Genomic DNA, 12924 nt, shown 5'->3' with positions numbered 1-12924 from the left:
TCGACGGCGGCGGGATGACGAGGGTGGGGTCGTACGCTACGGCAATTCGCTGGCCGGGGCGTGATCGTTGCCGCCGGCCCGCTTGGCCTGGTACATGGCCCGATCCGCGGCGGCGAGGAGCTGTTCGGGCGTGTCGCCGTCGGCTGGAAAGTGGGCGATGCCGATGCTGGCGCCGATCTGGAATCGCCGACCACAGACCTCGAAGGGCTTGGCCAGCAAGGCGATACAATTGCGAGCGACCCGGTAGGCCCCGTCAGGGTCGTCGATCTCGGGCAGCAGGAGCCCGAATTCGTCGCCGCCGAGCCGCCCGACCGTGTCGGAGGCCCGACCGACCCCAGCCAGACGCACGCCGACCTCATGCAGCACCTGGTCGCCACAGAGGTGGCCGCTGGTGTCGTTGACGGCCTTGAAGCCGTCGAGATCGATGAACAGCAAGGCCAGCCCGTGACCGTGCCGGGTCGCCAGGTGGACCGCCTGGCCGAGTCGATCGAGGAACAGGGTCCGGTTCGGCAGGTTCGTCAGGGCATCGAAGTGGGCGCTGCGCTCGAGGCGTTGCTCGAGCTCGACCCGCTCGGTGATGTCGAGGCCGAGGGCGATGACTCGATCCGTCCCCCCGTTCGCGTCGCGGACCAGGGCGTTCATCCACTCGCACAGGACCCGGCTGCCGCTGCGGGTCAGGTTCCAGTTGCGGTTCTGGACGTGCCGACCCGAGTCCAGGACCTCGCGGATCACGCCTTCGAGCCGCCCCCGCTCGAAGTCCGGGATCAGAAATTCACGGAAATCCCGTCCCAGGACCTCGTCGCGCCGCCAGCCGAAGAGGAACTCCGCGCGGCGATTCCAGTCGACGACCTGGCAATCCCGGTCGAAGACGACGAAGGCCAGCGGGGCCGCCTCGTAGACGGCACGATACCAGTCGGCCAGCGTCTCGGCGCGCCGCCGCAGGTGCCGAATGTAGAGGCCGGCGATCCCCGCCAGCAGCGCGAGCGCCAACCCGGCCGCGGCGAGCCAGGAGAGCCAGGCGAGATCCGGGCGACGGCGTGGCTCGTAGAGGAAGCCCTCCAGCGACAGGCCCTCGGGGAGCATCCCGACGCTCGCGTAGGTCTGGGCGATCCGGTGCCAGCGATCGACGCGCATCGCGCCCGGCGCGATCGCCTCGGGCTGGATCAGGCGACGCATCTCGGCCGCCTCGTGGAGGAGGTGGGCGCGCTCGTGCGGGCTGTCCCAACGGGTGAGGATCAGGTCGACGACCTCCTCGACATGGGCCATCGCATAGGCCCAGCCGCGCAGGGTCGCGGCGCGGAAGGCCGCCACGCGTTCGGGGTGGGCGGCGAGCTCGGCCTCGGTCGTGAACAGGTTGTCGCCGTAGAAGTCGATGCCGGCGGCCCGCGGCTCGAACAGCAAGTAGTCGAGGCCCGCGCGGCTCAGCGGATAGGTCTCATCGGTCGTGTAGACCGACATCGCCGCGACCCGCCCGGCGAGGAGGTCGGCGACATCGAAGCTGTGCGGCACGAGACTCAGCTGGGCACCACCGACCCCCTCGCGCTGGAGCAGGGCCAAGAGCTCGGCCGCTGCCGGCTCGAGCATGAGCCGCTTGCCGACCAGATCCTGGAGATTGGCGATGCCCGCATCGCGGCGGGCGGCGATCGCGAGCGGCGAGTGCTGGAAGATGACGGCCAGCACGACGACCGGCGCCCCGCGGTGCCGCCAGAGGAGCAGATCGGCGGTGCCGACGCCGTAATCCGCCTCGCCCGAGAGCACGGCCTCGACCGGCTCCTCACCGGGCCTCGCCTCGATCAGCGTGACATCGAGGCCGACATCGCGATAGAACCCCTTCTCGAGGGCGGCGTAGTAGCCGGCGAACTGGAATTGATGCTGCCACTTGAGCTGCAAGCGCACCGGCTCGCCGGCCCAGGCCGGCACGACGGCACAGGCCAGCAGCGAGCACAGCATCAAGCGACCGCGCCATCGGCTCGGGCGACCCGCCGCCCGCGCCCGCAAGCCCCTGCCCTCGCCCGCCGCATCCCTCGCCGGCCGCCGCGGGCGGCCGACCGCGAGCCCCATCGACCAGGGCGTCTCGCGCGCGCAATCCATCGTGCCCACTACCATCGACCCCGTCGCCTGTACCAGCGGGCATTATAGACCCGAAGACGAGAAGGCGGTCGCATTGGACACGCCGGCGGTCGAATCCGGCCCCGGATGTCCAGGACTGCTGCAATCTTCGGCCTAGGCTGGTTCAATAGACGGGGTCGTCGCCTCGCACGGCACCGCGCCGGGCCGCACCCGACCGACCGGATTCGACAATGGAGGCAGAGATGATGATGAAACCAAGGTTCATGCCCTGGGCCGCGGCGATCCTGATCGCCGCGCTGGCTCAGACGGCCCTCGCCGACGGGACCCTCGCGACCGTCAAGGAGCGGGGCTTCCTCCAGTGCGGCGTCAACACCGGCCTGCCCGGCTTCTCCAACGCCGACGAGAAAGGCTCTTGGACCGGCCTCGACGTCGATCTGTGCCGGGCCGTCGCCGCGGCCGTCTTGGGCGGTGCGGACAAGGTGCGCTTCACACCGCTGACGGCCAAGGAGCGCCTCACCGCGGTCCAGTCCGGCGAGGTCGATCTGCTCGCGCGCAACACGACCTGGACCATGACCCGCGACACCTCGCTCGGGGTCCACTTCGCCGGCATCAACTACTACGACGGCCAGGGCTTCCTCGTCTCCAAGGACCTCGGCGTCAAGAGCGCCCGCGAGCTCGATGGCGCGGCCGTCTGCATCCTGGCCGGCACCACGACCGAGCTCAATCTGGCCGACTACTTCCGCACCCACGGCATGACCTACGAGCCGGTCGTCTTCGACACGGCCGATCAGACCGCACGCGGCTTCGAGTCCGAGCGCTGCGACGTGTTGACCAGCGACCAGTCCCAGCTCTACGCCCAGCGCCTGAAGCTCGCCGCGCCCGACAAGGCGGTGGTCCTGCCCGAGATCATCTCCAAGGAGCCACTCGGGCCCGTGGTCCGCCAGGGCGACGACCGCTGGCTCAACATCGTGCGCTGGACCCTGTTCGCGTTGATCGAGGCCGAGGAACTCGGCGTCACCTCGGGCAACGTCGATGCGATGCGGGAGAGCCGCAACCCGGCGATCCGCCGCCTGCTCGGGCTGGAGGGCATCAAGGGCAGCGGCCTCGGCCTCGACGAGGGCTGGGCCTACCGCGCGATCGAGGAGGTCGGCAACTACGGCGAGATCTTCGCGCGCAACGTCGGGGAGGCCTCGCCGCTGAAGATCGAGCGCGGCCTCAACCGGCTCTGGACGGACGGGGGGCTGCACTACGCCCCGCCGATCCGCTGACCGATCGCCCGCGACCGGCCCCACGGTCCGATGAACGGCCCACCACCGCGCCGCGGCGCCGGGCGTTGGACCGGCTGGGGCGACCCGCGCCTGCGGGCAGTCGCCTTCCAGGCCCTGTTCCTCGCCGCGGTGCTCGCGCTCGCCGGCTATGTGCTGCACAACACGCTCGCGAACCTCGAGGCGCGCGGGATCGCCACCGGCTTCGGCTTCCTCTCCGAGACGGCCGGCTTCGGTATCATCCAGTCGCTGATCGACTACTCGGAGACCTCGAGCTTCGGGCGGACCTTCCTCGTCGGGCTGCTCAACACGCTGCTCGTCTCGGCGCTGGGCATCCTGCTCGCGACCCTGCTCGGTTTCCTGATCGGCGTCGGCCGGCTGTCCGGCAACTGGCTGATCGCGCGGCTCGCCGACGCCTATATCGAGATCTTCCGCAACATCCCCCTGCTGCTCCAGGTCTTTTTCTGGTACTTCGCGGTGCTGCGCGCGCTGCCGCGTCCGCGCGAGAGCCTGTCGCTCGGCGAGGCGGTGTTCCTCAACCTGCGAGGACTCTACCTGCCGCGGCCGCTCTTCGAGCCCGGCTTCGAGCTGGTCGTCGCGGCGCTGGGGGTCGCCGTCGTCGCCGCTGGCCTGCTCGGAGTCTGGGGGCGTCGGCGCCGCGCGCGGACCGGCCGCGGCCTACCGACCGGCTGGATCGGCCTGGCGCTCCTCATCGGCCTGCCGACGATCGCCTTCCTGCTCGCCGGCGCCCCGCTCGGCTGGGAGCGCCCGGCGCTCGCCGGCTTCAACTTCAGGGGCGGCATCACGCTGATCCCGGAGCTGATGGCGCTGCTGCTGGCGTTGTCGATCTACACGGCCGCCTTCATCGCCGAGATCGTCCGCGCCGGGATCCTGTCGGTGGCCAAGGGCCAGACCGAGGCGGCCGCCGCGCTCGGCCTGCGCCACGGCCAGATCCTGCGGCTCGTCGTGATCCCGCAGGCGCTGCGGGTCATCATCCCGCCGCTGACCAGCCAGTACCTCAATCTGCTGAAGAACTCCTCGCTCGCGACCGCGATCGGCTACCCGGACCTGGTCAACGTCTTCGCCGGCACGACGCTCAACCAGACCGGCCAGGCCGTCGAGGTGATCGCGATGACGATGGCCGTCTACCTGACCATCAGCCTCGCGATCTCGTTCGCGATGAACTGGTACAACGCGCGCATCGCGCTCACGGAGCGCTGACATGAGCGACGCGACCGCCCGCGCCATCGCACCGCCGCGCCGCCGCTCGGGCCCGCTCCGCTGGCTGAGGCGCAACCTCTTCTCCTCGCCCCTCGACACGGCCCTGACGCTCGCCGCCCTCTATGGCCTCTACCTGACACTGCCGCCGCTCGTGCAGTGGGCCTTCATCGATGCGGACTGGGTCGGCACCAGCCGCGCCGACTGCACGAGCGGCGGCGCCTGCTGGGTCTTCATCGCGACCCGCCTCGAACAGTTCCTGTACGGCTTCTATCCGGCGGCCGAGCAATGGCGGGTGAATCTGGGGTTCGGGCTCCTCGTCGCCGTGCTCGCCGCCTTGTCGTGGCGCGGCCTGCGCCGCCGGTGGCTCGCCGCCGCGCTCCTGCTCGGCTACCCGGTCGTCGCCTATCTGCTCTTCTACGGCGGCGCCCTCGGCCTGGCCGTCGTCCCGACCCACCAATGGGGCGGCCTGATGCTGACCCTGGTACTGGCTATCGTCGGCATCGTCCTCGCGCTGCCGCTCGGCGTCCTGCTCGCCCTCGGCCGGCGCTCCGAACTGCCGCTGATCCGCGCCGCCTGCATCACCTACATCGAGGTCTGGCGCGGCGTGCCGCTGATCACGGTCCTCTTCATGGCCTCGGTCATGCTGCCGCTCTTCTTCCCCGAGGAGGTGACGCTCGACAAGCTGCTGCGGGCGATGATCGGCATCGTGATGTTCCAGGCCGCCTACATGGCCGAGGTCGTGCGCGGCGGCCTGCAGGCGATCCCGAAGGGCCAATACGAAGCCGCCGAGGCCCTCGGCCTCGGCTACTGGCAGCGCATGGGCCTGATCGTCCTGCCGCAGGCCCTGCGCCTGGTGATCCCCGGCATCGTCAACACCTTCATCGCGCTGTTCAAGGACACGACCCTGGTCCTGATCATCGGGCTCTTCGACCTGCTCGGCATCGTCCAGCAGGCCTTCGCCGACCCGGACTGGCTCGGCTACTCGGTCGAGGGCTACGTCTTCGCCGGGCTCCTCTACTGGGTCTTCTGCTTCGGCATGTCGCGCTGGAGCCAGCGGCTGGAGCGCCGCCTCGGGCAGGGCCGCTGAGGGGCCGCGGCGCAGGGTCGTCAGCGACAGCGCTCGATGGCTTCGCCGACATCCTCGAGGACACGTCGGCGGACCCGCTCGAAGGCCGGATCCGGCGCGACCCGACGGGCCGTCGCCAGGCCGGCCAGGGCCTCGAGGCGGGCGGCGAGCGCCGGGTCCGCGCGGCCAGGCGCGCGCTGCGCGAGGCAGGTGAGCACGCCGCGCATCGCGGCCGGATCGAAGCCGGCCACGGCCAGGCGGCGCACGGCCGCGGCATCGGCGGCGACCTCCAGATCGAGATCGAAATGCTGGACGACCGAGCCGAGCCGGATGCGCTGCACGGCCTCGGACGAGGCGCGGCAGAAGTGTCCGAGCTGCTGGTGGGAGATCTCGTGCGCAAGGACGGCCGCGAGTTCGTCCTCGCCGCGCACGAGGGCGATCAGGCCGTCGCTGACGACGAACTGACCACCGCCGAGCGCGAAGGCGCTCGGCGCCAGGTTGCGCACGACATGGAAGGACCAGGGGCCGGCGCTGTCGCCGTCGTCGGCCCTCGCCAGGCGCTCGCCGAGCGCCTGGACATAGGCGACGACCGGGTCGACCGGCGGACGCAACGGCCACTGCCGCTCGACCAGTTGGAGCGTCCGCGCGGCCTGGTCGGCGGCCTGCGGGCAACCCCCGTCATGACCGCCGAGCAGGCCACCGAACAGCCAGAGCCCGACGATGACTGGGCTCATCGCCGTGCCGACGCCCCGGGCTCCTCGCACGACCGACCTCAGGTCTGGACGACGAAGGTCGACTCATCCGTGTCGTAGCTGGAGCCGGCCTTGACCTTGTGCTCGATTACATAGGTGCCGGCCGGGACATTGTCCGGGATCGTGATCGCGGCATCGGCCTGCCAGCCGCCGGCGGTGCGGGTCGAGGTCTTCTTCGGCAGATTGGCGACCGTGCTGCCGTCCTTCTTCAGGACCCAGCTCTCGGTGACCTGAGTGCTCGAGACACCGCTCGGCAGCAGCACCGAGTAGTCGGTCGAGATGTCGACCGAGTCGCCAGGGCGAACGCTCTTGGGCGAACTGGCCCCCTGGCGGATCTTGACCTGCGTATCGCTGACCGGGGCCGTCAGGCCGTAGATGCGGCTATCGGCGGTGCTCGAGCGGACCTGCTGGGCGTTGTACTGCGTCAGCGCCACCGCCCCCCAGCCGAGGAGGCCGCCGATCGCGGCACCCGTCGCACAGCCGCGGCCGTTGCCGCTGACCAGCGCGCCGATGCCGCAGCCCACCAGGGCACCGACACCGGCGCCGGCCACCTGATCCTGCGTGCCGCCGGTCGTCTGGCAGCCGGCCATCGCCAGGCTCGTGACGATCGCGGCAACGCCAATTACCAATCGCTTGCTCTTCATTCGCGCGTTCCTCGTGGAGGATCCTGTCATGGTCGTTCGTCCCGGTGACCTGGGGCTGTTGGCGACCCTCGAATGACCGAGGCTCGCCGCACCAGCGACCGCTATTCGCCGCCGACCCCAGGGACGCCCATGCCCGGGGTATCCCAGAAGGGGTTGCCGTCGGGCACTGCCGGGATCTTGCGATCGAGCTGGCGCAGCATCTCCATCACCTCCGGCACCGGCGGCGGTTGAATCGCCTCGAAGGTCGCATCGTCGTAGACGTACTTGCCGCTGCCGCTCGGGTACTCGACGCCGATCTTCATGCTGTGGCGCTCGCCGTCGACCGGGATGTAGGAGCGGAAGGTCACGACATAGTCGCTCTGCAGGATATTCTGGATCGACTCGACGATGCGCTGCATCTGCTCGGTCGTCTCGCCGACGTTGTAGTAGATGCCGAACGAATTCTTCGACAGGGCCTCGAGGTTGCGGAACCAGGTCGGATCGGTCCGCGAGTAGGCCAGCGAGTAGATCGGCACCGGGATGGGCATGTTCGTGATGCGGGCCATCAGTTCGTCGCGGCCCACGGAACTGCCCTCATCCTTGCCGTCCGACATCACGACGATCGAGCAGGAGACGATGTAATTGCCGCCGCGGACCGACCCCTGCGCGCTCATCGCGCACATCTGCAGCGCCGCGCCGATGCTGTCGTAGAGGCGGGTCTGCATCGCGTCGGCGCGGATGTCGGCGATGCGCCGCGCGAGCGCGCGCTCGTCACGCTCGAACTGCGAAACGACCTCGTAGCCGTCCTTGGTGTCGCGGATCGCGAGCACGGCGACCTCGTCCTGCGGCCGCTTGCTCTCGATGAAGCGCACCGCGGCGCGCAGCGCGTCGTCGAACGGATTGCGGCCCTGCGACGCGGCCATCGAACCGCTCGCGTCGATGACCAGGACCGAACGCGTCGCCTCCTCGCGCTGGCGGATCGATTGCACGCCGTACTGGCGCTTGATCGGGTCATAGGTCTTGCCCTTGACCATCAACCCGATGTTGCGCTCGTTGAGATTGACGAGCGGCTGCATCTCGGCATCGAAGGTGCGCAGATAGACCTGCACGAACGGATAGAGGGAGTAGTTGGTCTTGTAGATCTTGATCCCGTAACCACCCGGTGCGGCAAACCCGTAGCCCTGCGCCGACGCACCGGCGCTCACCGCCAACAGCATCGCGGCGAAGGACAATAGAACCCCTCTACGCAACAAGAGACCCCTGCAAATGGATAGGCTGTGGTTCATTGCGATTGCTCCATGGTCGACATTGTGCGCCCCGAAGATCCCGAGGTGCCCCTGCAAGACGGGGACGCCGGGTCCGCAAGACCGACATCACGGCAATGCAGGCCGCCTCCCCGTCGATTCCAAGTCGCGATCCCCTCAATACTTCCTCGTCGCCCCCTTGTACTCGAAGCCCCAATCCGACCCGCTGGCGGCCTTCGCCGGCGGCGGCGCGGTGGGCTTGGCCGCGGGTTTCGGTGGTGGTGTCGTCTTGGCCACCTGCGCCGGCTTCGGCGGAGGGACCGCGGGCGCCGGCGGCGGGGCGGGCGGAGTCACCGGCTCGGGCGCTGGCGCGGCCGGCGCCTCCTGTGCGACCTCGGCGCGATGCTTCTCGAAGAGGTCCATCAGCGACTCCCCCGAATCGCGGGCCGGACCGGCGGTCTGTGGACGGGGGCTTCCCGAGCGTCGATCGGGCACCGAGTCCTGTTCGTCGGAGAAGATCGACGGTAGGTCGGCGTCTTGCACGGACGCCTGTCCTGTCGACGGCACGGACGGACGCGGCGCCGGCGCGCCGGCAGGGGGCGACGCCGGGATCGCGGTTGCAGGCGCGCCCGCAACGCCGATCCCGGCGGCCTCGGGGGCCGCTTCGGTTGGCGCGGCGGTCCGGGCGGGCACGGCCCCCTCCCCGGCCACCTCCGGCGCCGCCTCGTCACCGCTACCGAGGAACCACCAGGCGCCGCCAGCTACGGCGAGGATCAGCACCGCACCGGCGCCGATCGCCGCCCACGGCGGGCGGCGCACCGCCGGGGCCGGTGGCGGGTCGGCGATCCGCACGCTGGCCGAGGCCGGCACGCCGGTGCCCGAGCGGGTCGAGGGCAGGTGGACGCTCGGCAGGACGACCCCGGTGCCACCGGTCGGCACCTGGCTCGGCATCTGCCCGGCGACGCTCACCGTCGCCGCGCTGTTGGAACCGGATTGGACCAGATCCAGCACCTGAGCCAGCTCGCCGATCGACTGCTGGCGCAGGTTGATGTTGAGCTCGAGGGCCTGCATCACGGCCGCCTCGATCAGCGGCGGGATCTCGGGCAGATGAGTCGACAACGGCTCGATCACCGAGCCGGTGATCCGTTCGTGGGCGGCCGGCGGCATCCGCCCGGTCAGCAGGTTGTAGAGGATCGCGCCGAGGGCGTAGACATCGGAACGGGCGTCGGTACCGGTGCCGAGGACCTGCTCCGGCGGGCTGAAGCCGTGCGACACCGCCCGCCCGATGGTGCGGGTCACCGTGTCGGTCTTCGCCTCCTTGGCGATGCCGAAGTCGATCAGCATCACGCGATCGCCGTCGTCGAGCAGGACGTTGTCCGGCTTGAGGTCACGGTGCACGATCGGGGGGTCCTGCTCGTGCAGATACTGGAGCGCGGCGCAGAGTTGGCGGATCCACGGCAACAGCACGAAGAGCGGGATCCGCCCGCCGCGCCGCTCCTGCTCGATGCGCAGCGTGCGGTCGCCGCCGAACTCGAGCACCAGATAGATCATCCCGCCGGCGGTGAAGCGGTCGGTGATGTCCGGGATGGCCGGGTGGTGCAGGCGCCCGAGGAGGCGGGTCTCGTACTCGTCGAAGAGGAGCTCGGGGATCTCCTTCATCGCCCGACGCTTGCCGTGCAGGAGCAGGTCGTCGACGAGATAGGTCACGCCGAAGCCACCCTTGCCGAGCACGGCGGTGACCCGATAGCGACCCTGGACCTCGACGCCGATGTCGAGGAGCCAGCCGAGGACGTCGCGGATCGCGCCAGTCGAGAGGGTCGTGAAGTGGGCGAGCTCCAGGCCGCAGTCCCCGCAGCGGTAGTCCCGCTGTGGTAGCTCGGCGGCGCGGTTCACCGCCCCGCACCTGGGGCAGCGCTTCTCCTCGGGGGTCTCAGACATCGCCCTTGTCCTCGTCTTGGTGACGGCTCATCTGTGCGCCCCTTGCGTCTTCTTGGCTTGTACGCGCGGTTGGCCGGCCTAGACCTTGCGGTCCTTGAGCTTCAGACCGACCAGCGTGATCGCGAGGAAGGCGACCGCTTGGGCCGCCAGATAGAGGATGTCGCGCGACCACTCGCCGGTCACCTGGATCAGCGCCCCGCCCTTCGGCCCCGGGAGCGCGAGCAGCGCCGGATCGAGCGTCGCGCGCATCGCGTCGATCCCCCAGTAGGCGATGACCGTGACCTGGGCGAAGACCTCGGTGACCCCGGACAGGGTCACGACCGAGTTCGACAGGATGAACTGGGGGATCAGGAGCAGCGGCAGCGCCGCGATCGCCTTGTCGTTGGAATCGACGAAGGCGCTGACCGCGAGCCCCATCGCGGTCGCCGCGAAGCCGGCGAGGAAGAGCGTCAGCAGGCGGTCGAGGAATGGGCCGGTGAAGCCGAGCATCAGCGTGACGATCGCGAGGAAGCTCGCGCACTGGATCAGGCACAAGAGCGCGAGCGGCACCAGCTTGCTCAGCAGATAGGCCGGTAGCGTGACCGCCACCGAACGCTCGCGCAGATAGACCGGCAGCTCCTTGACGATCTCGCGCGCCGAATTGATGCCGCCGAACCAGATCGCCGAGAGGACGAGGACGAAGCTGATCTGGCTCTCGGCCGCGGCGCGCTCGGGCAGCGGCCCGTCGATGTCGAAGACCGCGCCGACGACCAGGGCGATCAGCGGCGCTTGCAGCAACAACACCAGCAGATTTAGCCGGTCGGACAGCAGCAGGTCGACATAGCGGCGCATCAGGGTCGCCGTCTGGCGGACGTCGAAGAGCTTGCGCCCCTCCTTCGCCGCGGGCGCCGGTTCCCCCTGCTGGGCCTGGGCGAGCGCCTGCCCCGCCTCGAGCCGCGCCGCGACGTAGCGCGCGTGGAGGTCGGAGCGGGCGAAGCGCTCGGCCCAGACCTGCGGGTCCTGCCCCTCGAGGGCCTCGTAGACGTCCGACAGGCGCGACAGGCCGAAGTGGGCGGCGGCCTCCTGCGGCGGGCCGTAGTAGACCAGGTAGCCGCGATGCAGCAGGGCCACCATGTGGCAGGCGTCGATGTTCTCGAGGCTGTGGGTGACGCAGACGACCGTCTTGCCGTCCTCGGCCAGACCGGCGAAGAGCCGCATCATCCGCTTGTCGGTGCCGGCATCGAGGCCGCTGGTCGCCTCGTCGAGGAACAGGATGTTCGGATTGGCGACCAGCTCGACGGCCAGGCTGACGCGCTTGAGCTGCCCGCCGCTCAGGGGCTCGGGCGTGTCGACGGCGAGATCGGCCTTCTCGGTCAGGTCGACGCGCTCGAGCACCCGGTCGATGTGCTCGTCGATCTCCTGGCGCGAGGTATCGGGCGGCAGCCGCAGCCGCGCCGTGTAGCGCAGCGCGTTGCGCACGGTGATCTTGCGGTGGACGATGTCCTGCTGCGGGACATAGCCGATGCCGGCGCGAAACAGATCGAAGGCGCGATAGAGATCGACACCGTTGTAGGCGATCTGCCCGGTGCTCGCCGGACGGCGGCCGTTCAGGGCGTCGAGCAGCGTCGACTTGCCCGAGCCGCTGGTGCCGAAGATCACGACGAACTCGCCCGGGTCGATCGCCAGATCGATCCCCGTCAACAGGTTGCGTGCCTGCCGCGTGGCGCGGTCCCTGACCGTCTTGGTGAGCCCGCGGGCCTCGACGCGCACGCGGTTGCCGACCTCGGCTGGTTCCAGCGCGTGACCGGTGAAGACGAAGACGAAGCTCGCGAAGGCGACGCGGTCGCCGGGCTGGAGTAGGACCGGCTGGGCGATCCGCTGGCCGTTGACCCAGGTGCCGTTGGTACTCTTGAGATCCTCGACCTGGACGCCGTCGGCACGTATCGAGAGGCGCGCGTGCTCACGCGAGATCAGCGGCGAGTCGATCGGCAGGTCGCAGCCGCGCAGGCGCCCGACGAGGACCTCGCCGCCACGCTCGGGGGCGCCGAGCGGCATCCCCTCTTGGGCCGCGCCGGCGTCGTCGCGCCCCGGGCGCGGCAGGCGGACCTGGAGCAGCGTCTCGCCGAAGGCGACCCAGTCGCCGTCGCCGACCTGGGTCGCCCCCGCGGCGGCGGCGCCATTGACGAGGACCGGGGCGTCCCCCTCCGGCTCGATCTGGAGGCGTCCATCGCTGAGCCGGAGATGCGCATGGAGCGGTCGGACACCGGCGCCGGACAGGATGATCTGATTCGATGCGCCGCTGCCGATCGCGCAGGCGCTGCCCGGCGACAAGGTCATCTGGGCCAGCGAGCGGCGCGAGGTCCTCAGCTCGAGCTGTTGCATCCGGCGACTCCGATCCGATCCGAGAGCCGGCCGCACCGCCCGCCGACCGCGTCGAGCGACGGGGCTGGCGACGGCCCTGCGACCGGAGCCCGTGCCGACCGAGGCATCCCTGGGTCGTCACATCCGATTTCTTGTGCTCATAGCCTAGGCGGAAAGCCGGGCGACGGCTACATCGGCCCGATCGTGGGATCCGATCGGGACGGACGGGCCCGAGGCTGCCGAGGCGTTTCCGCACATCGGGTACGTCGGAAGCCTAGCCGCGGATCGGCCGCCAAGCAAGGCACCGCCGCCAACGGGCCTCGATCGGTGAGACCGAGATCGGCGACCTGGTGCAGGGCCGTTGGGGGCATCGCGAAGCGCGCCAGTGGCTGAGCAGCCAGCGGA

Annotated in this window: 9 protein-coding genes; 3 read left to right on the top strand and 6 right to left on the bottom strand. The window is 70.1% G+C overall.

Features of this window, described 5'->3' with window-relative positions; all coding sequences use genetic code 11:
* Positions 1–36 precede the first annotated feature (36 nt).
* The gene (locus CKO41_RS10430) at positions 37–1950 is read right to left on the bottom strand and encodes an ABC transporter substrate-binding protein (RefSeq protein ID WP_200382169.1); all 1914 of its coding nucleotides are present in this window, start codon (positions 1948–1950) and stop codon (positions 37–39) included.
* A gap of 362 nt (positions 1951–2312) precedes the next feature.
* Between CKO41_RS10430 and CKO41_RS10425 the strand changes: the two genes are divergently transcribed.
* From CKO41_RS10425 to CKO41_RS10415, 3 genes are read left to right on the top strand one after another with little or no spacing between them, the layout of a single operon-like run.
* Positions 2313–3338, top strand: coding sequence for an amino acid ABC transporter substrate-binding protein (locus tag CKO41_RS10425; RefSeq protein WP_242464248.1), 1026 nt, complete (start codon positions 2313–2315; stop codon positions 3336–3338).
* 30 nt (positions 3339–3368) lie between these two features.
* On the top strand, positions 3369–4556 hold the full coding sequence (locus CKO41_RS10420) for an amino acid ABC transporter permease (RefSeq protein WP_200249943.1): 1188 nt from the start codon (positions 3369–3371) through the stop codon (positions 4554–4556).
* Between the two features lies 1 nt (position 4557).
* Positions 4558–5643, top strand: a complete 1086-nt coding sequence (locus CKO41_RS10415) for an amino acid ABC transporter permease (protein ID WP_200382168.1) — start codon at positions 4558–4560, stop codon at positions 5641–5643.
* Positions 5644–5663: 20 nt separating this feature from the next.
* On the opposite strand, the gene CKO41_RS10410 is transcribed toward CKO41_RS10415, so the two are convergent.
* The 5 genes from CKO41_RS10410 to CKO41_RS10390 all read right to left on the bottom strand — a co-directional run bounded on the left by CKO41_RS10410 (position 5664) and on the right by CKO41_RS10390 (position 12540).
* Positions 5664–6356 carry a M48 family metallopeptidase gene (locus CKO41_RS10410; protein WP_200382167.1) on the bottom strand — a complete coding sequence of 231 codons (693 nt, stop codon included), beginning with the start codon at positions 6354–6356 and terminating at the stop codon, positions 5664–5666.
* Positions 6357–6394: 38 nt separating this feature from the next.
* On the bottom strand, positions 6395–7018 hold the full coding sequence (locus tag CKO41_RS10405; RefSeq protein ID WP_242464247.1) for a YMGG-like glycine zipper-containing protein: 624 nt from the start codon (positions 7016–7018) through the stop codon (positions 6395–6397).
* A 101-nt stretch (positions 7019–7119) separates the two neighbouring features.
* The gene (locus tag CKO41_RS10400; protein ID WP_242464245.1) at positions 7120–8247 is read right to left on the bottom strand and encodes a vWA domain-containing protein; all 1128 of its coding nucleotides are present in this window, start codon (positions 8245–8247) and stop codon (positions 7120–7122) included.
* Between the two features lie 171 nt (positions 8248–8418).
* Complete coding sequence (locus tag CKO41_RS10395) at positions 8419–10179, bottom strand: serine/threonine protein kinase (protein WP_200382165.1); 1761 nt, start codon at positions 10177–10179, stop codon at positions 8419–8421.
* A gap of 78 nt (positions 10180–10257) precedes the next feature.
* A complete protein-coding gene (locus CKO41_RS10390; RefSeq protein ID WP_200382163.1) occupies positions 10258–12540 on the bottom strand; it encodes an ATP-binding cassette domain-containing protein in 2283 nt (760 codons plus the stop codon).
* Between the last annotated feature and the right edge of the window lie 384 nt (positions 12541–12924).

The sequence above is a fragment of the Thiococcus pfennigii genome (assembly GCF_016583835.1).
In the GTDB taxonomy this organism is placed as follows: Bacteria; Pseudomonadota; Gammaproteobacteria; order Chromatiales; family Chromatiaceae; genus Thiococcus; species Thiococcus pfennigii.
This window is presented reverse-complemented; position numbering and strand designations above follow the sequence as displayed.

What these genes read in the sequence shown, in the direction of transcription:
- CKO41_RS10430 (WP_200382169.1), bottom strand. Translation starts at nt 1,950, where the DNA reads ATGCTGTGCTCGCTGCTGGCCTGTGCCGTCGTGCCGGCCTGGGCCGGC.
- CKO41_RS10425 (WP_242464248.1), top strand. Translation starts at nt 2,313, where the DNA reads ATGATGATGAAACCAAGGTTCATGCCCTGGGCCGCGGCGATCCTGATC.
- CKO41_RS10420 (WP_200249943.1), top strand. Translation starts at nt 3,369, where the DNA reads ATGAACGGCCCACCACCGCGCCGCGGCGCCGGGCGTTGGACCGGCTGG.
- CKO41_RS10415 (WP_200382168.1), top strand. Translation starts at nt 4,558, where the DNA reads ATGAGCGACGCGACCGCCCGCGCCATCGCACCGCCGCGCCGCCGCTCG.
- CKO41_RS10410 (WP_200382167.1), bottom strand. Translation starts at nt 6,356, where the DNA reads ATGAGCCCAGTCATCGTCGGGCTCTGGCTGTTCGGTGGCCTGCTCGGC.
- CKO41_RS10405 (WP_242464247.1), bottom strand. Translation starts at nt 7,018, where the DNA reads ATGAAGAGCAAGCGATTGGTAATTGGCGTTGCCGCGATCGTCACGAGC.
- CKO41_RS10395 (WP_200382165.1), bottom strand. Translation starts at nt 10,179, where the DNA reads ATGTCTGAGACCCCCGAGGAGAAGCGCTGCCCCAGGTGCGGGGCGGTG.
- CKO41_RS10390 (WP_200382163.1), bottom strand. Translation starts at nt 12,540, where the DNA reads ATGCAACAGCTCGAGCTGAGGACCTCGCGCCGCTCGCTGGCCCAGATG.